General features: G+C 71.1%; 17 protein-coding genes and 1 riboswitch. Of the genes, 8 read left to right on the top strand and 9 right to left on the bottom strand.

Annotation, left to right across the window (positions count from 1 at the left end; all coding sequences use genetic code 11):
- Positions 1–13: 13 nt before the first annotated feature.
- Both ACFYRX_RS17915 and ACFYRX_RS17920 read right to left on the bottom strand, forming a co-directional pair.
- Positions 14–1,432 carry an FAD/NAD(P)-binding protein gene (locus tag ACFYRX_RS17915; RefSeq protein ID WP_389100554.1) on the bottom strand — a complete coding sequence of 473 codons (1,419 nt, stop codon included), beginning with the start codon at positions 1,430–1,432 and terminating at the stop codon, positions 14–16.
- An 89-nt stretch (positions 1,433–1,521) separates the two neighbouring features.
- Positions 1,522–3,723, bottom strand: a complete 2,202-nt coding sequence (locus ACFYRX_RS17920) for a LuxR C-terminal-related transcriptional regulator (RefSeq protein ID WP_389100555.1) — start codon at positions 3,721–3,723, stop codon at positions 1,522–1,524.
- A 269-nt stretch (positions 3,724–3,992) separates the two neighbouring features.
- Here ACFYRX_RS17920 and ACFYRX_RS17925 point away from each other — a divergent pair, with 269 nt between their 5' ends.
- Both ACFYRX_RS17925 and ACFYRX_RS17930 read left to right on the top strand, forming a co-directional pair.
- Positions 3,993–4,661: a TetR/AcrR family transcriptional regulator gene (locus ACFYRX_RS17925; protein ID WP_389100557.1), complete on the top strand. Its 669-nt coding sequence runs from the start codon at positions 3,993–3,995 to the stop codon at positions 4,659–4,661.
- A gap of 359 nt (positions 4,662–5,020) precedes the next feature.
- A complete protein-coding gene (locus ACFYRX_RS17930; RefSeq protein ID WP_389100559.1) occupies positions 5,021–8,953 on the top strand; it encodes a type I polyketide synthase in 3,933 nt (1,310 codons plus the stop codon).
- A gap of 23 nt (positions 8,954–8,976) precedes the next feature.
- On the opposite strand, the gene ACFYRX_RS17935 is transcribed toward ACFYRX_RS17930, so the two are convergent.
- Positions 8,977–9,528, bottom strand: a complete 552-nt coding sequence (locus ACFYRX_RS17935) for a CGNR zinc finger domain-containing protein (RefSeq protein ID WP_389100560.1) — start codon at positions 9,526–9,528, stop codon at positions 8,977–8,979.
- Between the two features lie 112 nt (positions 9,529–9,640).
- On the opposite strand from ACFYRX_RS17935, the gene ACFYRX_RS17940 reads away from it, so the two are divergent.
- Positions 9,641–10,279, top strand: coding sequence for a LysE family translocator (locus ACFYRX_RS17940; protein WP_389100562.1), 639 nt, complete (start codon positions 9,641–9,643; stop codon positions 10,277–10,279).
- Between the two features lie 178 nt (positions 10,280–10,457).
- Here the strand turns inward: ACFYRX_RS17940 and ACFYRX_RS17945 are convergent, their stop codons facing one another.
- A complete protein-coding gene (locus tag ACFYRX_RS17945; RefSeq protein WP_389100563.1) occupies positions 10,458–11,279 on the bottom strand; it encodes a DUF1684 domain-containing protein in 822 nt (273 codons plus the stop codon).
- A gap of 104 nt (positions 11,280–11,383) precedes the next feature.
- Positions 11,384–13,030: a rhamnogalacturonan lyase B N-terminal domain-containing protein gene (locus ACFYRX_RS17950; RefSeq protein ID WP_389100564.1), complete on the bottom strand. Its 1,647-nt coding sequence runs from the start codon at positions 13,028–13,030 to the stop codon at positions 11,384–11,386.
- A gap of 247 nt (positions 13,031–13,277) precedes the next feature.
- Positions 13,278–13,392, top strand: a riboswitch (SAM riboswitch).
- 351 nt (positions 13,393–13,743) lie between these two features.
- On the opposite strand from ACFYRX_RS17950, the gene ACFYRX_RS17955 reads away from it, so the two are divergent.
- Genes ACFYRX_RS17955 through ACFYRX_RS17975 form a run of 5 tightly spaced genes read left to right on the top strand, consistent with a single transcriptional unit; the run spans position 13,744 to position 19,979 of the window.
- The gene (locus ACFYRX_RS17955; RefSeq protein ID WP_389100566.1) at positions 13,744–15,363 is read left to right on the top strand and encodes an ABC transporter substrate-binding protein; all 1,620 of its coding nucleotides are present in this window, start codon (positions 13,744–13,746) and stop codon (positions 15,361–15,363) included.
- A 2-nt stretch (positions 15,364–15,365) separates the two neighbouring features.
- Positions 15,366–16,325, top strand: coding sequence for an ABC transporter permease (locus tag ACFYRX_RS17960; RefSeq protein ID WP_389100568.1), 960 nt, complete (start codon positions 15,366–15,368; stop codon positions 16,323–16,325).
- Positions 16,322–17,245: an ABC transporter permease gene (locus ACFYRX_RS17965; protein WP_389100570.1), complete on the top strand. Its 924-nt coding sequence runs from the start codon at positions 16,322–16,324 to the stop codon at positions 17,243–17,245. Before ACFYRX_RS17960 ends, ACFYRX_RS17965 begins: the two co-directional genes overlap by 4 nt.
- A complete protein-coding gene (locus ACFYRX_RS17970; RefSeq protein WP_389100572.1) occupies positions 17,242–18,939 on the top strand; it encodes a dipeptide ABC transporter ATP-binding protein in 1,698 nt (565 codons plus the stop codon). Before ACFYRX_RS17965 ends, ACFYRX_RS17970 begins: the two co-directional genes overlap by 4 nt.
- Positions 18,936–19,979 (top strand): LLM class flavin-dependent oxidoreductase, encoded by a 1,044-nt coding sequence (locus ACFYRX_RS17975; RefSeq protein WP_389100574.1) that lies wholly within the window; start codon positions 18,936–18,938, stop codon positions 19,977–19,979. Before ACFYRX_RS17970 ends, ACFYRX_RS17975 begins: the two co-directional genes overlap by 4 nt.
- A 707-nt stretch (positions 19,980–20,686) precedes the next feature.
- Here the strand turns inward: ACFYRX_RS17975 and ACFYRX_RS17980 are convergent.
- The 4 genes from ACFYRX_RS17980 to ACFYRX_RS17995 all read right to left on the bottom strand — a co-directional run bounded on the left by ACFYRX_RS17980 (position 20,687) and on the right by ACFYRX_RS17995 (position 24,035).
- Positions 20,687–21,343 carry a hypothetical protein gene (locus tag ACFYRX_RS17980; RefSeq protein WP_389100576.1) on the bottom strand — a complete coding sequence of 219 codons (657 nt, stop codon included), beginning with the start codon at positions 21,341–21,343 and terminating at the stop codon, positions 20,687–20,689.
- A gap of 237 nt (positions 21,344–21,580) precedes the next feature.
- Complete coding sequence (locus tag ACFYRX_RS17985) at positions 21,581–21,982, bottom strand: hypothetical protein (protein ID WP_389100578.1); 402 nt, start codon at positions 21,980–21,982, stop codon at positions 21,581–21,583.
- Between the two features lie 218 nt (positions 21,983–22,200).
- Entirely contained in the window at positions 22,201–23,448 is a 1,248-nt protein-coding gene (locus ACFYRX_RS17990; RefSeq protein ID WP_389100579.1) for a GNAT family N-acetyltransferase, read from the bottom strand.
- A gap of 134 nt (positions 23,449–23,582) precedes the next feature.
- On the bottom strand, positions 23,583–24,035 hold the full coding sequence (locus ACFYRX_RS17995) for a DUF5707 domain-containing protein (RefSeq protein ID WP_389100581.1): 453 nt from the start codon (positions 24,033–24,035) through the stop codon (positions 23,583–23,585).
- Positions 24,036–24,043: the final 8 nt, after the last annotated feature.

Genomic DNA, 24,043 nt, shown 5'->3' on the forward strand with positions numbered 1-24,043 from the left:
GGGGCGACGGCGGTCAGGTGGATGAAGTGACCGGCACGACACCGCGTCCCGCGGACGTGGAACCGGTCCGCGGCGCGAGGGAGTTCAGGATGCTGTCGGCCACCTGCGCTGCCTGACCGCGGATCTCGGGTATCGCCGTGGTCTCCAGCAGGTTGCCGCGCCGGACCGCGCCGATCGTCCACAGCGGTGCCGCCGGCCCGGTGGCCGGGACCAGGCGTCCGTCGCCCGCGGTGTCGAGTCCCTGGCCCGCCGGCCCCGGCCGTGCGGTCCCGTCGCGCAGGAGGCAGTCCACCAGCGGGTCCCCGGCCCGGTGCAGATCGGTGCGCGCACCGGTGCAGTTGACGACCGCGGTCACCTGGAGCTGCCTGCCGTCGCTGAGCCGCACGCGCACGGCGGCGCGGTCGACGGCGGCGCCGACGATCTCGGCGGCGGCCACCCGCAGCCTGCCCCGCCCGCGCAGCGCGTGCAGACGGGCGGCCGTCGGGGGCGCGAGACGGTGCCGGTGCACCTCCCAACTGCGCAGGTCCTCCTGGAGGAACCGGGTGCGGTCCTCCTCGGTGAGCTGTTGCCACAGGTCCGCCGTCAACGGACGCAGTCCGTCCATGCCCGGTCGCCAGTCGCCGTGCTCGCGCCGGCAGGCGGACAGGTGACGGCGGATGTCGCGGCGCAGCACGTCCAGGCCGAGCGCACCGTCAAGCGGGCACGGTGCGGCGGGCGGGGCCGGCGGGGCGAGGTGGGGGTGCGGGACGAGGCCGTGCCGTGAGACCGCGTGCAGCACCCGGCCGGGGCCGGCGAGGGTGACCGCGACGTCGGCCATGGTCAGGCCGGTGCCGACGAGCAGGACGTCACCCGTGTCCTCGACGGTGTCCAGGGCGCCCGGCGCCCACGGGTCGGCCACGAAGCGTGGGCTGGAGCGCAGTTCGTCGCCGGCCCACTGGGCCGCGGGGACCGGGTTGCCGAGGGCCAGCACGGCGGCATCCGCTCGCAGCCGGGCACCGTCGGCCTGCGTGAGCGTCATCTCCCGGGCCTCACGGTGCACGCCGACGACCTTCGCGTGCAGTCGGCGCGGCCGTCCTGACCGGCTCGTCCGGGCGGCGTGCTCCAGCACCTCTGCGAGGTACTGCCCGTAGTCGCGGCGCGGGACGAAGTCCTCCGGTACTGCGGACGGTCGGCGGGCGGTGAGCCAGCGCACGAAGTGCCCGGCGTCGTCGGGCAGCGCGCTCATCCTGCTCGCCGGCACGTTGAGCAGGTGGTGCCGCTCGCGGGTGCCGTAGGCGAGCCCGGGGCCGGAGCGCCGGGACGGATCGATCAGCGTCATGTCGAGGGCCACCCCGTGCTCCGCGGCACGGTTCAGCAGGTGGACGGTGGTCAGCGCGCCGGCGGCACCGGCGCCTACGACCGCGACGCGGTGTACGGGAGAGTTCCGGGTCACGTCTTACTCCTGTTGCTTCCTGCCTGGGGAGCGTGAGGCTCCCGTGCGGGGGAAAGGTTGACTGCGCGCACCGCTGTCTCGGGCGGTTGCTACGCCCGTGCCGTCTGCATCGCGCTGCTCAGTTCGACCCTGGAACCGACTCCGAGGCGCGGGTAGATCTTCCGCAGGTGGTAGTTGACCGTGTGCGGCGAGAGGTAGACCCGCTGGGCGATCTGACGGTTCGTCAACCCGGAACCCGCCAGGTGCGCGATGGTGCGTTCCACCTCGCTCAGCGTCTCCCAGCCGGTCCCGTTCTCGCGCCGGAACCGCTGGGAGGGGGTGTACCGGCCGACCGTGCGCAGCCGCTGCCGCACGCGCGCCGCGTCGCGATCCGCACCGCAGGCGCGGAACTCCTCGAAGGCGGACTCCAGGGTCCGGGTCCACTCGTGCTGCCCCAGTGCCTTGGTCCGGAGCGAGACGACGGCCAGGTCCTCGAGTGCGCAGCCTCGCGCCCATGCGTCGCAGTGCCCGGCCGCGGCCACCCGCAGGGCGTCCAGGTCCCCCAGCACGAGCCCGCGCGCGTGTTCGTGGACGGCGGCCGTCTCCGGCAACCCGCCGTTGAGGTCGACGATCTCCGCCGTCCTGTCGACGACGTCCTCGGCGAGTTCCGGGTCGTCGACGCTCTGCGCCAGCCGGACCAGCCAGGCGGCGGCACCGGGCTCCTCGAGATACAGGGACGGCTCGCGCCACAGGTGCGCGCCCGGCTCGCCGTCCGTCGCGGACAGCAGCCGGATCGCGGGGCGTGCGCCATGGCGGGCGGCGACCAGTTGGGCCCGCACCCAGCCGTACATCGGTGAGTCGAGGGGCGCGTCGCTGCCCTGCAGTGACACGAGGCAGTGGTCCATGTGGTCGACGGCCTCGGAGAGGTCTCCGCACCGCAGCGCGACCAAGGCTGCCAGCGCCTGCCCCATGGGACGGTAGGCCGCCGCTCCGGCCGTGTCGTCGAAGCGCGTGACGCGCTGCGCCGCGCGACGGGCCTCACCGATCCTGCCCGCCCGCAGCAGCAGGCGGGCACGGGCCAGTGTCGTCTCGCAGGACCGGCCGCTCTCGCTGAGCGGCTCCTCGGGCGCCCGGTCCAGCATCTGCCACGCCTCGTCGGCGGAGCCCATCGCGGCGAGTTTCCCGGAGACCGTCGCCGCGGCGGTCGACGTCCCGTGCAGGCCGACGTCCTCGGAGACGACCCGGCGGCCGATGCGCAGCGAGTCGACGGCGTTTCCGGCGCGCCACAGCTCCTCCACCCGGGCGGCCGGATCAGGAGCGCGTTCCGGCGCCGCGCAGGGGCCCGGTGCGGCCTGCGCCGCCGGTTCCTGCGCGGGTCCGGGTCCCTCGGACCGGGACCCGGACGGGGAGAGGCGTACGGAGCGTGCCACTTCGCTGCGGAGCAACGGGCTGGTGAAGGCCACGCGGCCGTCGTCGTAGGTCCGCAGGAGTCCGGCCGCCACCGCTTCCTCGAGGAAGGGCGCCAGAACGGTGGACTCGTGCCGCTTCAAGGATGTCCGGGAGGACGGGGCGTCGGCCCCGGGCGCGGAGACCGCGACGGCGGCCCTGCATACGGCCTGACGCGAGCGCGGCGAGAGTCGCGCCAGCCGCTGTTCGACCGCGATGCGTACACGCGCGGGCAGTGAGTCGCGCGTCGCCAGGCCGCCGGACGCCGCCCCAGGGGCGGGTATCTCCTCCGTCAGACCCTGGACGAGTTCGGTGATGAGTTGCGGATCCCCGTCGGCCTCGGCCACCTGACGCGCGACCTGACCGGGCAGCATCTGAAAGCCCAGCAGCTTGGCTGCCAACGCGGTCGCCTGTGGTTCGGTCAGCGGACGCAGCATGGTGCGCGTCACGATGCCCGGGCATTCGCGGAGCAGCCGCTCGGCGGTGCGTCCGGGGCGTGCCGCCAGCATCCACACCACGGCCTCGCCGCTGCGGCGGATCGCCCTGCGCAGTGCCCGCTCCGCAGAGGAGGAGAGCGACTGAACGTCGTCGACAGCGACGAAGTGGGGCGTGCCGTCGGCGGGTTCGTCCACGGCAGTCACGCCACCGTGACCGAAGTCCGCCCTGTGCGTCGCGACCGGGAGGCCTCGCGCGCCCGCCCATGCGGCGGCGTCGCGCAGGAGCAGTGACTTGCCGATTCCCGGCCCTCCCTGCACGAGGAGCACGGCAGCGGCTCCCGCCTCGGCCTGCTCCACGGTGGAGACCACACAGCGCCAGGCGTCGTCCCGGCCGATGGTCGCTCGTTCCGTACCAAGTGACGCGTGCATCGGAGCCGCTCCCCTGTGAGTCCACTTAGTTGAACTGCAGTCCATGTATAGACTACATCCCAGGATTACTCAAGAAGCTTCCGTCGCAAGAAACTACGACAATTCGCCACCATGTACGCCTGGTTGATCGCCACCAGGCAGGGTGGCTCCCCAGACCAGGGCAGGACCTGGCGCGTCAAAAATGCACCGCCCCCAATGGCTCGACATATGCCACCCACGATGTTGTACTATGGTCCAAATATGACGCGGGGGCGAAAGGGGCACCCTTCATGACAGCCGCAGGGCCGGTCCCCATGGGACGCCGAGAGCGCAGCAAGCAGCGTGTCCGCGACTCCTTGTACACGTCCGCGCTCAGCCTGTTCGCCGAGCAGGGCTACGAGCGCACGACGATCGACCAGATCGCCGAGCGCGCGGACGTGGCCCGCGGAACCTTCTTCAACTACTTCCAGCGCAAGGAGGACATCGTCCTGGCCTGGGCGGACAAGCGCAGGCAGCACCTCGTCGCCACCATGGAACAGACCCCGCAAGGCCCCCACGACGACGTCGCCGTCTACCTCGAGCGCTGCATGTCGGTCCTGGCGGATTTCAACGAGTCGGAACGGGACGTGGTCCCGGCCATGCTCACCGCCTGGGTCAAGTCGGGCCGGCCCATCTTCGAGGAGCCGTACACGGCACGGATCTTCGCCGACATCATCGAGGCCGGCCGCAAGCGGGGGGACGTCGCCCCGGACGTGGACCCCGCCCGCGTGGGCAACATCCTGCGTGACGCCTACCTGGGGCACCTCTACCGCTGGTCCCAGGCGCCGGACGCGCACGCCCCGCTCCGTATGGAGCTGCGCGAGATCGTGCGAATCATCCTCGCCGGTTCACTCTCCTACGCCCGCCGCGGCTGGGCCTCGCCCGGGGCCGACGATGCGAAGGCCGCTTCCAGGGGCTGACCGCGCTTCACCGACAGGCGCGGAGCATCCCGCTCCCCGCAGCCCGGTTTGGGTCCTTCCGGACCGGGGAGTCGGATGCCACCACGAACCACGGCACGGTACGGCCGACGACCGGCGCCGTCACCGACCCCGTCCGGGCCGCCCTCTTTGCCGGGGCCGCCTGGCGGAGCCGGTCGCGGGAGACGCATGTCATCCCCCGGATGACCGACGCCGAAGACCTGCCAACCATCAGCCGCCAGGTGTTGACTTGGGGACAAAGTTGAGTCCTAGTATATTCTTGTACTTCGCTAGTCTCAGCTAGTCCTTGTGTCCCGCGTCGACCGCCGGGCACAGCCCTCACACAGAAGGCGGACCTGGAGATGGAGCAAGCCCCGGCCGACGACCGATCGCCGATAGCAGTGGTGGGCATGGCCTGCCGCTTCCCCGGCGCCGACGACGTGAACGCCTTCTGGGCGAACCTGCTGACCGGCGTGGACGCCGTGTCACCGGTCCCCCGCGAACGATTCGACGTCACCCCCTATCTGAGCGAGCGCAGCGTCGACCCGGGCCGCACGGTCTCCCGGCACGGCGGTTTCCTGACCGATGCCTTCGGCTTCGATGCCGCCTTCTTCGGAATCTCACCGACGGAAGCGACCGACATGGACCCGCAGCAACGATTACTGCTGCACGTCACGTGGGAATCCCTGGAATGCGCCGGCATCCGGCCGTCGAGCCTGGCCGGCTCCCGTGGCGGGGTGTTCGTCGGACAGGCCACCGCCGAGTACGGCGACGCCGGCTCCCCCAACCGGCACCGCGACGTGCACGAGGTGGTGGGCAACCGACTTCGCGCCGTCACCGCGGGCCGCGTCTCCTACGCCCTGGACCTGCGCGGCCCCAGCGTGGTCATGGACACCGCCTGTTCGTCGTCCCTCGTCGCCGTGCACGCCGCGCGACAGAGCCTGCTCACCGAGGAGTGCGACCTTGCGATCGCCGCCGGCGTGAACATCGTCCTCGCCCCCGACGACGCCATCGCCTACTCCCAGGGCGGCATGCTCTCGCCGGGCGGCCGCTGCCGGTTCGGGGCGGCCGACGGTGACGGCTTCGTGCGCAGCGACGGTGTCGGCGCAGTGGTGCTGAAGCGGCTGTCCGACGCCGAGCGTGACGGCGACCCGGTGCTCGCGCTGCTGCTCGGCTCCGCGGTCACCAACGACGGCCGGGCCAGCGGCCTGTTGCTGCACCCCTCGGTGGACGGGCAGGTCCACATGATCGAGGAGGCCTGCCGCAGCGCGGGCGTCTCCGCCGGCGAGCTCGACTACGTCGAGGCGCACGGAACGGGCACTTCGGTGGGCGACTCGGTGGAACTGCGGGCTCTGGCCGCGGCGTTCGCGTCTGGCGGGGGCGGCGAGCGGTCGCTGCTGACCGGTTCCGTGAAGAGCAACATCGGGCACGCCGAGGCCGCGGCGGGGATCGCGGGCCTCATCAAGTCCGTGCTCATCGCACATCACGGCGAGATCCCGGCATCCCTGCACTGCGGCGACCCGCACCCGCTTCTGACGGACGACGGACTGCCGGTGCGGGTCGTGGGCGAGAACGTTCCCGTACGTCCGGCGGGCCCCGCGGCTCTACTGGGCGTCAGTTCCTTCGGGCTCTCCGGCACCAACGCACATGTGGTGGTCGGCGCCTACGTCCCGGACGGGCCGGGGGCGCCCACGTCCGATCCGGACACCCCTGTCGGGAACGTCAACGCCTCGGTCCCGGACCCCGACTATTCGGACTCGGACGCCGGCACCCCGCACCTGCTGGTGCTGACGGCGAAGTCCCGCGCCGCGCTTCTCCGCCTGGCCGACGACCACGCGGCGCACCTGGAGCCGGGCGGTGCGGGTCACGGACAGTCGTTGCGCGATGTCTGCGCGACGGCCGCCGCATGCCGCGACCCCCTCCCCCAGCGGCTCTGGGTGGTGGCCGCGACGCACGCGGACATGGCCGAGCGCCTGCGTGCCCTGGCCGCGGGCCGTCGGATCCCCCAAGGGGGCCTCGGCGAGGCGGGGTTCGGCGAGCCGCGCAGGACGGTGTTCGTCTTTCCCGGCCAGGGCTCCCAGTGGCTGGGCATGGGACGAGACCTCTACGCGTCCTCCCCTGCCTTCCGCACACAGTTACTGGCCTGCGACGCGGCGATCGGGCGGGAACTGGGCTGGTCGGTGGTGGACGTGCTGCACGCGGACGACCTGCCCACGGAGGTCGAGCGCGTCCAACCGGTGCTGTGGGCGCTGGAAGTGGCGCTGACCGCCGCCTGGCGTGCTCTCGGCGTGACCCCCGACGTCTGCGTGGGTCACAGCATGGGCGAAGTCGCCGCCGCGTACGTCGCGGGGGCGCTGTCCCTCCAGGACGCGGCCTCGGTCATCTGTCGCCGCAGCCGTCTCATGCAACGCACCGCCGGGCTGGGTGCGATGACCGCCGTGGAACTGGGCGCCGCCGACGCGGCGTCGGCCGTGGCCCCCTACGAAGGGGCCGTCTGCGTCGCGGCGGAGAACTCCCCCACTGCCAGCGTGCTGGCCGGAAAGCGGGATGCGCTCGAGGAACTGTGCCGCTCCCTGAGCGAGCGCGGCGTGCTGTGCCGGCCGGTCAAGGTCGACGTGGCCTCCCATTCGCCGCTGATGGACACGCTCCACGACGACCTCCTGGCCGAACTCGCGCGTCTCACACCGTCGCAGGCGACGACCCCGCTGTTTTCCACGGTCACCGGTGAAGCCCTGCGCGGCCCGGAACTTACGGCCCCCTACTGGGCGGACAACCTGCGCAGCCGCGTCCGGTTCACCGGGAGCGTCGAGGACCTCGCCCGGTCCCACGACAGCGTGTTCGTCGAGATCAGCCCGCATCCGGTCCTGAAGGGCGCGCTGGACGAGATCCTCGCCCCCTCCGACAGCACCGCCGTAGCGTCCCTGCGCCGCGACCATGACGGCGGACTGCAACTCCTCTGTGCTGCAGGGCAGTTGTTCGCCTCCGGCGCCGACGTGGACTGGAGCCGCCGCTACCCGAGGCCCTTCACTCCCGTCCCGCTCCCCCACTACTCGTGGGACCTGACGCAGTACCGGTACCCCAGTACGCCGCCGCCCGCCTCGGGACATGTACGCCAGGACGAGCTGGCCGACCTCGGTCTGCCCGCGCAGGATCCCGGCGTGGTCTTCCACGGCATGACGCCGGTGCCGCCGGCCGTGTTCCTGGCCACGGCACTGAAAGCCGCCGGCGACGCGGCGCCGGGCGAGATCTTCGCCCTCGACCATGTCGAACTGGGCACAGAGCCGGTCGAGATCACGGCCGACCAGCAGCTCTCGCTGCGAACCACGGTGGGCGCGCCGTCGCCCGACGGGTCGCGCCACGCCGCGGTGGACGCGGTCAGGGGCGGCTCCGGCTCCTCGGTCCCGTGCGCCACGGCGCTGGTCCGACCGGTCGGGGGCGCCGAATGCGCCGACGCCCCGGACATGTTGGACGCCGCTCTCGGCCGCTGCCGCAGGTACGTCTCCGCCGACGCCTTCTACCGGGGGGCGGAACGTCAGGGACTGTACGTCGGGGAGGCGCTGCGGTCCGTACAGCAATTGTGGCGTCGGGACGGGGAGGCGGTCGCACGAATGCGCCACCCCAAGGCCCCGGCGCCGGCGGCCTGGGAAGCGGCTCTGCAACCTCTGCTGGCCGCCGTACCCGCGTCGCGGGGCGTCTCCTACGTTCCCGAGGCGTTCGACTCCGTGCAGCTCTTCGAGGATCTCCCCGACGAATTCTGGAGCACGTGCCGCTTGTCCGCGGCGGCAGGAGCCGGTTCGGTCGCCGATGTGACCGCCATCGCCCCCGACGGCCGGGTGCTGGCCTCCTTCGCCGGGATACGGCTGCGAAGGCTGGCCGTCGCGTCCGCGCCGACCGCATCGGGCATCCGCCGTTCGCGGTTACGGGCCCGTGCCGCCCACATCGCCTCTCGGCTGTCCCGGCGGCACCCGGCCCGCGAGCCCGCGTCGCCCGCACACCTGCACCGTCCCGACCCCGCCGTTGCCGTCACGGCGGGCGAGCCTCCCCACACGCGGTCCACTCGCCCTTCTCGCCCCGTCCGCGACGTGGCGGCCGCCGCGCTGGGGATGGAGCCGGCCGAATTGGACGACAGGCGGCCGTTGAGCGACTACGGCCTCGACTCCCTGATGGCCAGCAAGATCCGTCTGCAGCTGTCCCGCGATCACGGCGTGGAGGTCACGGCCGGGCAGTTGCTCGGCGGCGACGCCCTGGCCCGCATCGAGGAGCTGAGCGGCCAGGACCCTTTCACGCGGCCCTGATGCGGCCCCCCGGGACCGGGCGCTCAGTCGGCGGCAAGCGCCCTGCGACTGCGGAAGGCCGCCACACGTGTCCGGTTCTGACAGGTCACCGAGCAGAAGCGGCGTCGGCCGCCGGGAGACTGGTCGATGTAGACGTCGGCGCAGTGGCCACCGGTGCAGATGCCGATGCGCGCGAACCCGTGGGCGACGAGGTACTGGCGCAGGGTGATCGCCGCCGCCCCGACCAGGACGTGATCGACGTCGTCGGCGCTCCACGCGGCGTGCAGCGTGCCCGCGGCCCCGGTCTCCACGACGGGACGGACACCGCTGTCGGACAGGAGACGTGTCAGGCTCTGCGCGCACGCATCGGCGTCCCGGGCGGAGAAGATCTCGTGAAGACGGTCCGCCGCGTGGGCGAGTGCCTCCGGGGTCAGCGCGGCGCTCACGGTCGCGGGCAGCTCGAGATGCGCCGCGATGTCGGAAACGGGCAGGTGAGGGGCGCCTCCTCGGCCGTCCTCCAGGCGCGGCAGCGTGCCCCAACCGTTGACCAGTTCCGTCAGCGTCGCGAGCGGGACTTCCGTGAAAGTGACTGCCATACACACCAGTGTAACGCGTTGCGGGTCGTTTTCGCGTTGCAGAGACCACTCCAGGCGGGTAACGTGATGAAGTGTAGTTATGCGTTACTCCATCCGAGCGCGGGAGGTTGTCATGCTGGACCTCACTCTTCTGCCGGCCTACCTGGCAGCAGTCGCGATCATCACCATCGCTCCAGGGCCCGACGCCGCGTACATCGTGGCCGTGGCACTGGAACGCGGCCCGCGAGCCGGTCTCGTCTCCGCCACGGGAATGGCCCTGGGCATGGTCGTGCACGTGACGGCCGCCGCCCTCGGTCTCGCCGTCCTGCTGCGCTCGACCCCCGCCGTGCTGATGGTGGTGGAACTGGTCGGCGGTCTCTACCTCGACTGGCTGGCGGTGACCACGATCCGTTCGGCCAGGAACACGCCCACGGCGGTGCCCGAGACACCACCCGAACGTCAGGTCCTGCGTCGCGCCGTCCTCACCAATCTCCTCAATCCGAAGACCGTGCTGTTCTTCGCCGCGTTCCTGCCGCGGTTCACCAGCCCTGAGCAAGGCCCCCTCTGGGTCCAGCTGCTCACCCTCGGGCTGATCTTCCTGGTGATGGGATTCATCTGGGACAGCACCATCGGCCTCTTCGCCGGCCGAGTGGGACAGGGACTGGTCCGGGGGCGCCGAACGGCCGTGACGGTGAACATGGTCGCCGGGGTCACCTTCGCCGTCCTCGCGGCGTTCCTCCTGGAGGACGCGCTGACCGCCGCCCTCACATGACGGTGACCCCGCTCCGGGCTGGCAGCCCCCGCGGCCCTGCGACCGGCCCGTGCGCGGCACAGTCACCTACGCCCTTCGCAAGGGACCGGCCAGGCAGGCGATCATGCCGTGACCGCAGGTCACAGGCCGACGGATCGCAGCGGCCGGCCCTTCGCCCGTCCCCGGCCGAACGCGTCGCTCAGAGCTGTCCGCCGCGCTCCAGGGGGATCCTCTCGCCCGCCTCGATCGCGACGGGGAGTCGGTTCTCCGCCGGCGGCAGCGGGCAGGTCGCCAGATCGGTGTAGGCGCACGGCAGGTTCCCGGCGCGGTTGAAGTCGAGGCTCACCCGGCCCTGGGCATCGGGGGCCGCGATCCGCAGGGACAGGTTCGCCGCGTACGTCGTCACGCCCGACGTCCGGTCGGTGAACAGCACCATCAGGCTGCCGGGGGCCACACCGTTGAAGGCGGTGAGCCGGTGAACGGTGCCGTCGAGATCGAACTCGACCTGGCCGGGCGAGTCGTAGACGTGCTCCAGTCCTTCCACCGCCGCGCCGACCGTCACCGGGCGCGGTTGCCCGAAGGGCAGAAAGCGGCCCTCGCGCACCCAGCGCGGGTCCGGATCGTACGCGGGAGTGCTGGTGAACGCCGTTCGCAGCGTGTTGCCGGGGTGGCGCGGGCGCAGGATGTCCTGACCGCCGCGCTTGGCGACCTCGATCAGGGCGTCGCCCGCACCGACGTACAGGCTGTCCCGCTCGGCGATCACTCCGAAGTCGTGACGACCGTGCAACGTCTCGCCGTCGAGGGTGAGTTCCTCGCCCTGATCCAGTTCGACCACCACTCCCCGCGGGGTGCTCGACCAGGCTCCGGGCGCGTCCTCGAAGCGGGCCGGTTCCGCGCTCAGCCAGTGCAGACTGGTGATCGCGAGGAATCCGTGCGGGCCGGCGAGCACCTCTTCCTTCTGCCGGTGCCACTGCTCCCAGTCCTCGGTGAAGCTCTGCCGTTCGACGTCCTGGACGCTCACGCGGACTCCTTCTCTCGGGCCTCTTCCTCCCGGTCAACCGCGACGGCCTCGCCGTTCATCCCGGCCCGCACCGGACTCCGGCGCCCGGTGCGGGAAACATGCCCTCAGAGCAGGTCGAGGGCGTCGAACCCGTAGCTGGGGCTGAGGTAGCCTCCGCCGCCCGCCGAGCCGCTGGCGGCGTCGATGCGCAGGGTGTTGGTGCCGGTCACCAACTGGGCGGCGGGGATGACGTATTCGTACGTGTGGTTGTTGCCGCGGTAGCTGCCGACGGTCAGGGTCCGGGTGGAGGGCTCGGCCGCGGCGGCCGGGATGGCGGAGGTCCAGGTGTCGTTGACGGTGATCTGGGGACGGCCGTTGGCCTTGGCCGTGGTGATACCGATCCGGAGGGTCCGGTCGGCGCCGGCCTGGGCGGCGGCGAGGGTGAAGGACACCTGCAGACCCTGGTTGATCTCCTTGAACTGGTAGGCGGGCCAGGCCGAGGCCGTCGAGCTGCCGATGACGTAGGGGTCGGCGGTCCAGGCGGCGGCGCGGGAGTCGGAGGGGTGGGCGTGGGTGACGAGGGAGGCGTTCTTGAAGCCGGCCGGGGTGCCGTTCCAGTCGCCGATGCGCCAGATGGCGGTGTCGGCGGAGGGGTCGCCTGTGATCGTGATGGTGTGCAGGGTCGTGGCCGCGCCCGCGGTGACCGTGACGTCCTCGGTGTGCACGGCGAGTTCGTCCTTGTAGACGGTGAGAGTGTAGGTGCCGGGCAGGATGCCCTTGACCGTGTACTTGCCGGTGCTCGCGTCCACCTTCGTCCAGTACTGGGCGGCGGAGTTGGAGACGCCGACGACGTAGGGGTGCGAGGTGTCGCGCCCCGCGAGCCCGTTGCCGACGATCCGGCCGCGGCCGCTCGCGCCGGTCCAGCCGGTGAGGCCGAGGGCGTCCACCCAGCTGGTGTTGTCGCGCCCGGACACGGCAGTGGTGGGTGCGGAGCCGTCGGTGAAGGCGAGGACGTACGGGCCGTGCAGCCCGAAGCGCTCGGCCTCCGTCTGCCCCTCGGCGTAGTAGAGGTGTTCGTAGAGCCCGGCGCCTGACTCGTTTCCGTGGCGCAGGAGTTGACGGATGAAGGGCCCGCCGGAGTCCTTCTCCTTGTTGGAGCGTACGACCCAGATCGAGGCGGCGGAGGCACTGAAGCCGAAGTAGTCGTAGTCGATGGTCCGCAGGTCGGAGAAGTGCTTGGCCCTGGTGGTGCCGTCGGCCTTGGCGAAGATGTCGGCGGACTCGATGACGGTGTCGGAGTTGGACCAGGTGTCCGGGTAGGTGGTGGGGAAGACGCCGGGCTTGAGGCGCGCGATGTAGCGGCTGGCGGTGACCGACGTGTCGGCCTTGTAGGTGAACAGGTAGATGTTGTTCTCGCCGCTGCGCGCCGCGTAGTAGTGGATCAGGGTGCCGTGGACGACCTTGACGAGGACGACCCCCGTGGCGGGGGTGGAGATCGACACCGTCGAGGTGCCGAGGCCGCTCTCGACGTGGGAGTTCTTGCCGTCGTACCCCTGGTACTCGGTTCCGTTGTAGACGAAGGACGACAGGTCGCCGTTGCTGTGGTCGATCTTGAAGACCAGTCCGGCTCCGGTGTCGACGACGTAGTGGGTGCCGTCGTCGGTGTAGCCGAAGCTCGCGGCCGAGGACCGGACGGGGGTGGCGAGGGCCAGGACGAGTCCGGCCGCTCCGGCGAGAACGGTGCGGCGGGACAGCGGGCTGTCGTACGGCATGCGAAAAACTCCTGTGACGGGAGGGAGGGTTGGGGAGGGACGACACCAGACTGACCGCCCGCGTGACCCCCGGGAAAGATCGACAGCCGATGGCCATGGAGTTGTAACGGCACGCCACATTCGGTCTCAGCATGCGGAATTCGACGACGAATTCGACAGTTCGCGCACGCCTGCTCGCACTCCCGTACCGATCAGGCCCCGGACCCGCCATTGACGTACGGCGAGAGCGCTCCGTACGATCACGAACGGCATTGAGTGTCAGCGTCAAGCCCTGGCTTGCTGACCGGCAACCCTCCCACGCGGTGGGGTGCTCCAGGTGAAAGCCCGGCGGGGATCGCCGATGACCCCCGCAAGCGCGTGGCCCCGTGACCGGGGCCTGAGATGTGGAGGACCGGTATGCGGCACGGTGGTGACCCCGATACCTCCTTCGTCCTCGCCACGGTGTTCTCCCGGCTCGCGCGCCGACGCCACATCGATCTGAAGCGCTCGACCAGCTGCCTCTGTCAGGCCTGACGGTCCTTCCCGCCGCCGGCCGAGTCCGGCACGCGCCGGTCGTCACCGCACCCCTGCGCGGCTGACCCTCGCTTCCCCTGATCCCTGTCTGCACAGCGCTCCCCCGCCACCGGCGTCGCTCCGGCCGGGGCCGCACACCCATGTACGGCCGTGCCTCGTACGGCACCCCATGCCTGGTGACACGAGTTGGAGAACCCTCCGTGACCGCACTTCCGGCTTCCACATCCCCCCGATGGGCGGCGCTGGCCGCCCTTCTCACCACCAGCGTGCTGCTGACCGCCTGCGGGTCGGGGACCGACGGCTCCGGCACCGGCAGCACCACGCCGAAGTCCGGCGGCACCCTGACCTTCGCGGTGGGTTCCGACGCCGGCTGCGTGGACCCGCAGCAGGTCGCCAGCAACGAGACCATCTACTCGGTGCGCCAGATCGTGGACTCCCTGACCGACCAGGACCCCAAGACCGGCAAGATCGTGCCGTGGCTCGCGAAGAGCTGGGAGATCGGCTCCGACGCCAGGACGTTCACCTTCCATCTGCGATCGGGTGTCACCTTCAGCGACGGTTCGAAGCTGACCGCGCAGGTGGTCAAGGACAACTTCGACGCGGTGCCGAAGCTCGGCGCCCTCGGAACCCTGGCCGAGGGCTATCTGAGCGGCGTCAAGAGCACCGTCGTGGTCGACCCGCTCACCGTGAGAGTGACTTTCGCCGAGCCCAACGCCCAGTTCCTGCAGGCCACTTCGACACACTCGCTGGGCATCGAGTCGTCGGCGAGTGTGCGCAGGACCCCGCAGCAGAAGTGCAGCGACGGAGTGATCGGATCCGGGCCGTTCGTGCTGAAGCAGTACGTGCAGAACCAGTCGGTCACCTTGGCCAGGCGCGCCGGGTACGACTGGGGCTCCTCCCTGTGGTCCAAGAAGGGGGAGGCATACCTGGACAAGCTGGTGTTCAAGGTCGTGCCCGAAGCGGGGGTGCGCGCCGGCAGCCTCCAGTCCGGCCAGGTGGACGCCGTCTCCAGCGTCGGCAAGGCCAACGAAGCAGCGCTCAAGGGCGGCCAGGTCACCCTCCTGCGCCGGGCCAACCCCGGTGTGGTGTTCGGCCTCGGCCTCAACAACTCGCGGCCGGTCCTCGAAGACGCGAAGGTCCGGCAGGCGATCCTGTTCGCCATCGACCGGCAGCAGATCGCCGACGCGGTCTTCCCGACCGGCACCCAGGCGGCGAGCAGCGTCCTCGCCCACACCACACCCGACTACACCGACCTCGCCTCGGACCTGTCCTTCGACGCGGCGAAGGCGAAGTCCCTCCTGGACGCGGCGGGTTGGAAGGCCGGCAGCGGCGGCATCCGCGTGAAGGACGGCAAGAAGCTCGCTCTCACCATCGACTGGATTCCCAACGCGGGAACGAACCAGCCCGCGTTGGAGCTGATCCAGCAGCAACTCAAGGCCGTCGGCGTCGCCGTGACCCTCAAGCAGCTCCAGGTCACCCAGCTTGCGCCGACGCTCCAGTCGGGCGACTACGACGCGGCCTGGGGGAACATCACCCGTGGCGACCCGGACATCCTGCGCAGTTCCTTCTCCACCAAGCTGGCGAACTTCTACCGCGTCCCGGCGGGTGACCTCGACACGGCACTGTCCGCGCAGGCGGCGAACACCGACCCGGCCAAGCGCAAGCAACTCGTGGGCGATGCACAGCAGTTGATCGTGCGGAACGCCTACTACGCACCCGTGGTGGAGCTCCAGACCCAGCTGGGTGTCGCGACGAAGGTGCACGACCTCGACTTCGACGCCTCCAGCCGGATCCAGCTGCACGACACCTGGATCGGCTAGCCGTGCGCCGCTATGTGATCAAACGGCTCGCGCAGGCGGTCGGGGTGCTGTGGGCGGCCTACACGCTCTCGTTCCTGGTGCTGGACTATCTGCCGGGCGACCCGGTGACGGCGATGGCCAGTGCGGGGATGGACTCGGGGCAGGTCGACCCGGAGCAACTGGCCGCGCTGCGGCACGAGTACGGCTTCGACAAGCCGGTGCTGGTGCAGTACGCCGAGTACCTCGGCCGGGCCGTGCGCGGCGACTTCGGCGACTCGGTGTCCACGGGCCGCCCGGTCACCTCGACGCTGGCCGACGCGCTGCCGCAGACCCTCCAGCTGACCGGCGCCGCCCTGCTGCTCGCGGTCCTGCTCGGCGGGGGCCTGGCGGTGGTGGCGACCTACACCTCCCGGCGCTGGCTGCGGCAGGTGCTGCTGTCGCTGCCTCCACTGGGGGTGTCCGTCCCGACCTTCTGGGTGGGACTGCTGCTCGTCGAGGCGTTCTCGTTCCGGCTGCGCTGGTTCCCGGCCTTCGGCAACGACGGGGTGAAGGGACTGGTGCTGCCGGCCCTGACGCTGGCGATCCCGACCGGCGCGCAGGTCGCCCAGGTCCTCGCCAAGAGCCTGCTCACGGCGCTGGACCAGGCGTATGTGGAGACCGCGCGGGCCAAGGGCGCGGGACGGTGGCGAGTCCATCTGCGGCACGCGCTGCGCAACGCGTCCCTGCCCGCGCTCACCGTCGTCGGCCTGCTGGTGGGCCAGCTGATCGCCGGCTCGGTGGTGATCGAGACCGTGTTCTCCCGCGACGGCCTCGGCCGGGTGACCGCGGCCGCGGTCACCTTCCAGGACATCCCGGTGGTGCAGGGGGTGGTGACGTTCGGAGCGCTGATCTTCGTGACCACCAACCTGGTCATCGATCTGGTCTATCCACTCCTCGATCCGCGGATCGTGGTGGCTTCGGACAGAAGGGGGAGCTTCGCATGAGCCAGACCTTTGTCGACGACCCGGCCGAGGCAGCCCTCGGCCTCGCGCGGCCGCTGGACCCCGGGCCGGATCCCGGACCGACGCGCTGGGTCGACGTACGGCTGGTGCTGCGGTTCGTGCTGCGCCGTCCCGGTCTCCTGCTGTCGGTCGTCGTCCTCGTGCTGGTGGTGCTCGCCTCGTTCCGGCCGGACCTGTTCACCTCGCAGGACCCGCTGAAGGGGGTGCCGTCGCAGAACTTCCGCGGCCCGGGCGGCGCGCACTGGTTCGGCACGGACGAGTTGGGCCGGGATGTGTTCTCCCGCGTGGTGCACGGCGCCCAACTGTCCCTGAAGGCAACCCTGATCGCGGTGCTGGTCGCGTTCGTGGTCGGCGGTCTGCTCGGTGTGGTCGCCGGGTTCGTGGGCCGCTGGGTGGACGACGTGCTGATGCGCTTCGTCGACGTCCTGCTGTCCATCCCCGCGCTGTTCCTGTCCCTGGCACTGGTCACCGCGCTCGGCTACGGCACGGTCAAGGTGGCCGTGGCGGTCGGCATCGCGAGCGTCGCCTCGTTCGCCCGGGTGGCCCGCGCGGAGGTACTGCGGGTGCGGCAGGCGGTGTTCGTCGAGGCCTCCCGCTCCTGCGGGACCCGCTGGTACTCGGTCCTCGGCCGCCATGTGCTGCCCAACGCGGCGGGACCGGTGATCGTCCTGGCCACCCTCGACTTCGGCTCCTCCATCCTGGCCGTGTCGGCGCTGAGCTTCCTCGGCTACGGCGCTCCCCCACCGGCCCCGGAGTGGGGCACGTTGATCTCCGACGGCCGCAACTACCTCGCCAACGCATGGTGGTTGACCGCACTGCCCGGACTGGCGATCGCCGCGACCGTACTGGCCACCAACCGCATCGCCCGCGCGCTGGACGGCGAATGGTCCCGGCGGCGATGACCGACGAACGTGAACACGGTGAGAACGGTGACGACGTGAGCACACCCCTGTTGGAGATTCGCGGCCTGTCGGTGTCGTACCGCACCCGGAGCGGCACGGTTCCGGCGGTCCGGGGCGTCGACCTCAACGTGTGGCCGGGGCAGGTGACGGCCGTGGTGGGCGAGTCCGGGTCCGGCAAGAGCACGACCGCGCACGCGATCACCCGGCTCCTGTCGGCGAACGGCCGTATCGACGCGGGCACGGTCCGCTTCGGCCGCCACGACCTGGCAACGCTGTCGGAGGCGGAACTGCGCACCGTGCGGGGAGTGCGGATCGGGCTGGTCCCGCAGGACCCGTCGGTGTCGCTCAACCCGGTCAAGCGGATCGGCGACCAGGTGGCCGAGGTGCTGCGCGTCCACAACCTGGCGACCCGCCGGTCTGCCCCCGTCGAGGCGATCACCGTCCTGGACCGGGCCGGGCTGCCCGACGCGGCCGTACGGGCCCGCCAGTATCCGCACGAGCTCTCCGGCGGCATGCGGCAACGCGCACTGATCGCCATCGCCATCGCCGCGAAGCCCGAGCTGATCATCGCCGACGAACCCACGAGCGCGCTCGACGTCACCGTGCAGCGGGTCATCCTCGACCATCTCCAGCATCTCACCGAGGAAACGGGCACCGCGGTCCTGCTCGTGACCCATGACCTGGGGGTCGCCGCCGACCGTTCCCAGCGTCTGGTGGTCATGTCGCAGGGCAGGGTGGTGGAGGCGGGCCCGACCCGCGACATTCTCGCCGACCCGCAGCACGAGTACACCCGCCAACTCCTCGCCGGCGCACCCAGCTTGACCAGCGCCGGACCCGCCAGGCCTGTAGCCGCGCCAAAACCCGAAGCGGCGCCTCTCGTCGAAGTGCGCAACCTGGTCAAGGAGTTCAGGCTGCCCCGCGCCGGGGACGGTCCCCGGATCCTGCGCGCGGTGGACGACGTCAGCTTCACGCTCCACCGCGGGCGGACCCTCGCCCTGGTCGGCGAGTCGGGCTCGGGCAAGTCCACCACCGCCCGGCTGACACTGCGCCTCACCGACGCGACCGCCGGGAAGGTGCTGTTCGACGGCGCCGACGTCACCACCTCGCGAGGCGCCGAGACCCGGAAGCTGCGCCGTCGCGCCCAGCTCGTCTACCAGAACCCCTACGCCTCCCTCGACCCACGCTTCTCCATCGGCGAGGTGATCACCGAGCCGCTGCGCGCCTTCAAGGTCGGCGACCGTGCCTCCCGGCTCGACCGGGCCCGCGAGCTGCTCGACCGGGTGGCACTGCCCGCCGCCACGCTGGAACGCAGGCCGGCGGAGCTGTCGGGCGGGCAGCGGCAGCGCGTGGCGATCGCCCGCGCGCTCGCCCTCTCCCCCGACCTGGTGGTGTGCGACGAGCCGGTCTCCGCGCTCGACGTGAGCGTGCAGGCTCAAGTCCTCGACCTGCTCGCCGAGTTGCAGGCCGACACGGGCGTGGCGTACCTGTTCATCTCCCACGACCTGGCCGTCGTACGGCAGATCGCCCACGAGGTCGCCGTGATGCGCTCCGGCCGGATCGTCGAGACGGGCCCGCCGGAGGAGTTGTTCACCCGCCCCCGCCACGAGTACACCCGCGAGCTGCTGGCGGCGATCCCCGGCGGCCGCGCCCCCTCCCTCGCCGCCGGGACCCACACGAGCCGGGAGTCGGTATGAGCCTTCCCACGATCACCTCACTCGCCTTTCTCACCCCGGGCAACTTCGCCGACGACGACCCGCACACCGGACTGGAGGAGACACTCCAACTCTTCGAGTACGGCGAGCGGTTGGGCTTCGACGGCGCCTGGATACGGCAGCGCCACCTCGAGCACGGCGTCGGCTCGGCCGCCGTGTTCCTCGCCGCGGCCGGCCAGCGCACCGAGCGGATCGAACTGGGCACCGCGGTCATCCCGATCGGCTACGAGAACCCCTTCCGCCTCGCCGAGGACTTGGCCCTGGCCGACGTGCTGTCCCGGGAGCGGCTCCAGATCGGCTTCAGCACCGGCATGCCGCACGCCGACCTCCTCGGCGACCTCGTGCACGACAGCGACTGGCGCGAACTCGACCTGTCGTACGGCAGGATCGCCCGCGTCCTGGACCACCTGCGCGGCGACTACCTCGGCGGCCCGGACACGGTGATCCACTCACCGGGCAACGTCCAGCGGCCCCGTCTGCAACCGCACAACCCCGGTCTGGCGCACCGGATCTGGTACGGCGGTGGGAGCCTGCGCTCGTCCCGCTGGGCCGCCGAGCACGGCCTGAGTCTGCTGTCCGGGAACATCGTCACCGGGGAGGGCACCGACGACTTCACCACGGCCCAGCTGAACCTGCTGACCGAGTACCGCCGCGCCCTCTCCGAGGGCCGCGAGACCCGGGTGGCGCTGGGCCGGGTCATCGTCCCCTTCGACAGCGCGGACGCGCCTGGCCGGGCCCGCTACCGCGACTACGCGGCGAGCCGCCACGAACGGACCCTCGCGCCCCAGGGCCCCAGACGCACCCTGTTCGCCCCCGACGTCGTCGGCACCGCCGAGCAGATCCTCGAGCAGCTCGCCGCCGACCCGGTCCTCGCGGAGGTGTCGGAGCTGCGCCTGGAGCTGCCGTACGAGTTCCACCGCGAGGAGTACGAACAGATCCTCCACGACGTCCGGCACCTGATCGCACCGGAGTTGGGCTGGCGTCCCGCCGCTCTGGCGGAGGGAGCCCTTCGGCTTCGATGAGAACCACCGTGCGCCTTGAGGTGCACCCCCGAGAGCCGTCCGACGCCGGCCACCACTTCCCCGGCAGAGGCGTGTACGAGGTGGTCACCGCCACGGAGGACGAGCGGTCGATCACCGGCGCCCGAGCGTCTCCTACGTCGGCAGGCCGCGCGGATCGGCGCCGTCCGCCTGCGCCTCGACACGATCAGGCAGGCGATCGTCCGCTCCGGGCCGACACGGCATCCGCAGAGTTCGGTGAACCCACTGACCGTCATCTGGGAAACCTGGCGCGACACCGCGGTGCGCGCGGGTGTGGGTCGCGGTCGACGTGGAGGTGGTGTGCTCCGACGTGGCCGAGCACCAACGGCGTATCACCTCGCGGTCACCCGACGCCGCAACACGTAGCGCCGCGGCCCCTCACTTGGTGAAGTGCCGCACCTCACAGCGGCATCGGCCAGGCAGGGAACAATCCGGGGTGGTCGACCGTTCATCAGTATGTGGCTGCGGAGGGGACAGTGTCCCCGGGCCTCACCTATAGCCCACGGGGACGATCGTCCGGCTGAAGCCCCGTGGAGCCTTTCGCCGAGAGGCGACCGCCCTCCGCACGCCACCGCACACGGCCCCGGCTGGTCTCCCCCGTCCAGCCGGGGCTCTTTGCATGCCGGCGGCCGGGCACACCGCGGCGGGGTATTCCGGCGAACGGCGAGCGCTCGCCTCCGTCAGGCCTGTCAGTCGAGGTGAAGATCTGCCAGAGCGGTGGACCAGTCGGTGACGATCGCGCGCTGCGCGGCGGCGAGGGTGACCTTGCCGTTGCAGACCGCGGTGTGCAGCTTGGTCTCCACCGGGTCCTTCTTGTTGTTCACCCCGGCCCCCTTCGGGTGGCCCGGGTCGGCCGGCTCGACCCAGAGGTTGCGCGGGTCGTTCGGGTCGCCGCCGAGCTGAAGGCTGATCAAGTGGTCGTACTCGGCGTCCCCCATGCGGCCGGTGAAGCCGTAGGAGGCGGCATTCAGCTTCTTCTCCTTGCCCGTCACATACGTGGACGGACGTATGCCGGAGGTGTAGCCGCCCTTGCGGCAGATCGTCGACTTCAGGTTCGCCTGCGTCACCGCCGGCGAGATCGCGCCCGGCGTGCACGTCGGGTCCTCGAGCGGCTCGCCGTGCTCGTAGCGGTAGTGGCATGAGCCGGCGGCCGGCTGCTGCTGCACCGTGTAGTGCTTCTGCGGGCCCGCTCCCACCGCGATCGCGCCCCCCGCACCGGCGGTCGCTCCGGGCGCGGGGTGCCCGGTCCCGGAGGGTGTCGACGTGCCGAGTTCGACGGACGAACAGCCCGCCGTCAGCAGACAGGCGAGGAGGGCGGGCGGTATGGCACGGCGGACAGAGCGCATGACGATCCTTCACAGGCAGGGGACGGCTGAGCAGATGCTCCCTTATCACCATCTGGTCCTACCGCGCGGGGTACGACAACGCACAGTGCGGGCCGCGGCTGCCTCGACCTGGGCGGAGTGCGGCGGGCCTCGCGGACATCCCTGGTGCGAGAAGCCGAGGCTCCGGCCGGCTGCCGGCCAGGCCACCAACGGCCGGGGCGTCGGTCCGCGCAACCAGCCGGGCTGATGCCCCGCTGCTCAGACGGCCGGCTCCGGCAGGTGGCCGAGGTGCTCGATGACCCGCTTGCGCAAGACGAGGTAGGCGTCCCAGCGGCGGGGCAAGGGGCCCGGCGGGCGTTCCACGACACGGGTCGCGGTGACGGTCTGGCCCAGCTGGAACTGCTCATGCGTCAGGTCGAGTTCGACGCCGCTGGGGAGCCGGTTCCACCAGTGGAAGCCGCGCTGGTCCCCGCCGAGATGCACTTCCCCGAGCATGAGATCGCCGCCGAAGACATCGTTGACGATCAAGGTCGTGATGTCGCAGTGACCCCAGGCCGGGTTACTCGGCTGCCAGTCGGCCTGGTCGTCGGGCGAGCAGGTGTCCGCGGCCCAGCTGGCTCGCAATGCGTTGTCGAGGTCGAGCAGATTCCAAGGAGTCATGTCGCCAGCATCGCAGCCACCACTGACATCGCAGAGACTGTGCCGGACGCCAGCAGCGCGAGGCCTACCCCCTGGCCGCACGCCAGGACCGCGAGGCCTACCCCCTGGGCGCTCGCACCAACTCCTCCCCGAGGGAGGCCGGTTGCAGGGTCGTGGTGCGACCGCTCCGATCCGTCCTCCGTGTATTCACGGGACTTGTGCCGGGCCGGCGAGCGCGGTCAGAACCAGTGCAGGCAGTGCGGGCGGCAGCCGGTGCGGAACAGGGCGTCAGCGAGCGGGGCCGCATCCGGGCGGTGGGCCCGAATGTGTCCGGCACGCACCAGCGTGCTGGGAGCGGTACCGCCGAGGTAGACCGATCCCAGGTCTCTCACGTCCAGGGACAGGTCCGGCTCGCGGTCCGTGGGGACGCAGTCGGCCTTGCTGTCCCGGACGGTCAGCAGGTAGCGACCGTGCTCGCCGAGGAACGGGTCCGCGACGTCGAGGACGAGTTCCCCGTCCGCGAACCAGCCGCGCGAGGTCAGCGCACGTGGGACGTCGAGGAGACGCACCCAGAGCCAGTCCATGTCACCGCTCACCTCGCCGGCGCGAAAGTCCGCGAACTGCCAGCGCAGCGGGTGATCGGGCGGGACCTGCTTGAACACGACCTGAGACACCAGGTCGTGTTCAAGCACGAACCGGGCCAGGGCCGTGAAGACCGCGTCGTCGGTGACGATGGTCTCGTCGACCGTCAAGGTGTCGCCGTCGACCGAGTAACTGGCATAGCCGTCCGGGACACCAGCGGCGTCCCGGTGGACGGCGATATGACGCGGCGCGTGCGAGATCGGAGGCTGCCCCGCGCGCAAGGCCCACCAGCGGCGCGGGCGGGACAACGCACCGGGTTGGGCGCGGCGGTACCGGTCGTAGACCTCTTCCAGGATCTCGCCGCACTCGGCCCGACGCAGGACTTCGACCGAGCCGTTGTCCGGGCCGGCCGTCGGTGTGGTCGGTGCCGTCGGTGCGGCGGCCGTTCCTCGCGCCCGGGCGAGAGCGAGGGCCGCCCGGTGGCGCTGCACCGTCAGGCGCGCCGTGTAGGTCGCAGGTCCGTACCCGAACCTGCCGTAAATCGCGGCCTCGGACGCCAGCAGCACGGAAAGGAACTCCCCGCGGGCCCGCCCCTGCGCGAGCTGATGCCGCATCATCGCGGTGAGCACGCCCTGGCGCCGGTGCGAGGGCAGGACTCCGACGGCGGTCACCCCGGCAACCGGGACGAGGGTCCCACCCGGCAGCGTGAGCTCGAAGGGGTGCGTGGCGGCGGTGCCGACGGGCCGCCCGTCCGCTGTTCGGGCGAGCAGGCAGCGGTCCGTTTCGAGCGCCGACCACCAGAGCCCGCCGCCCTCGACCGGGGTTTCCGGAAAACGCCCGAACGCGGCATGAACTGTGTCGACGAAGACGTCGAGATCCTTCTCGGTGGTGGGACGGATCTCCATTGCTACCGCTGCCTCCTCGGAGTACCGGCACCACGGACTGGTGGCGTCGGGCAACAATGAGGCGTTGACCCATGGCACGGTCAAACGAATTACGGCTCAGCCTCTGACCGGGGCCGGAGGAGCGCAGTACCGGATCAGGCGACCGTGAAGTCGGCCGCCTTGGTGTTCAGGGTGGTGTCGCCGTCCTTGGCGGTGACCAGGACGGCCACGTGCCACAGACCCCGCGGGGAGTCCTCGGCGTCGGCGCGGGTGACGGGGACCTTGTAGGTGCACCGCTCACTGTCGTCGCCCGAGGGCTTGCAGACGGCCGACTCGACACTGGCCATGTCCTTGGCCGTCAGCCCCTTCTTCGCGAAGGACGAGTTCGCCGGCCACGCCAGCACCTTCACGCTCTTGACGTCGGAGGACGCCGTGACGTCGGTGGTGAAGGTCAGCGAGCCGTCACGGTCGGCCGCGGGAGCGGTGTAGCGAGCGGTGCTGTGCGACAGCGCGGGCGACTGGTCCCCGGCGTAGGCGAAGGCGAAGGCACCGGCTCCACCGAGGACGACGACACCGGCAGCAACGGAAACAGCGATACGACGCGACATGAGAAATT

This window comes from Streptomyces sp. NPDC005374 (assembly GCF_042872225.1).
Classification (GTDB): Bacteria; Actinomycetota; Actinomycetes; order Streptomycetales; family Streptomycetaceae; genus Streptomyces.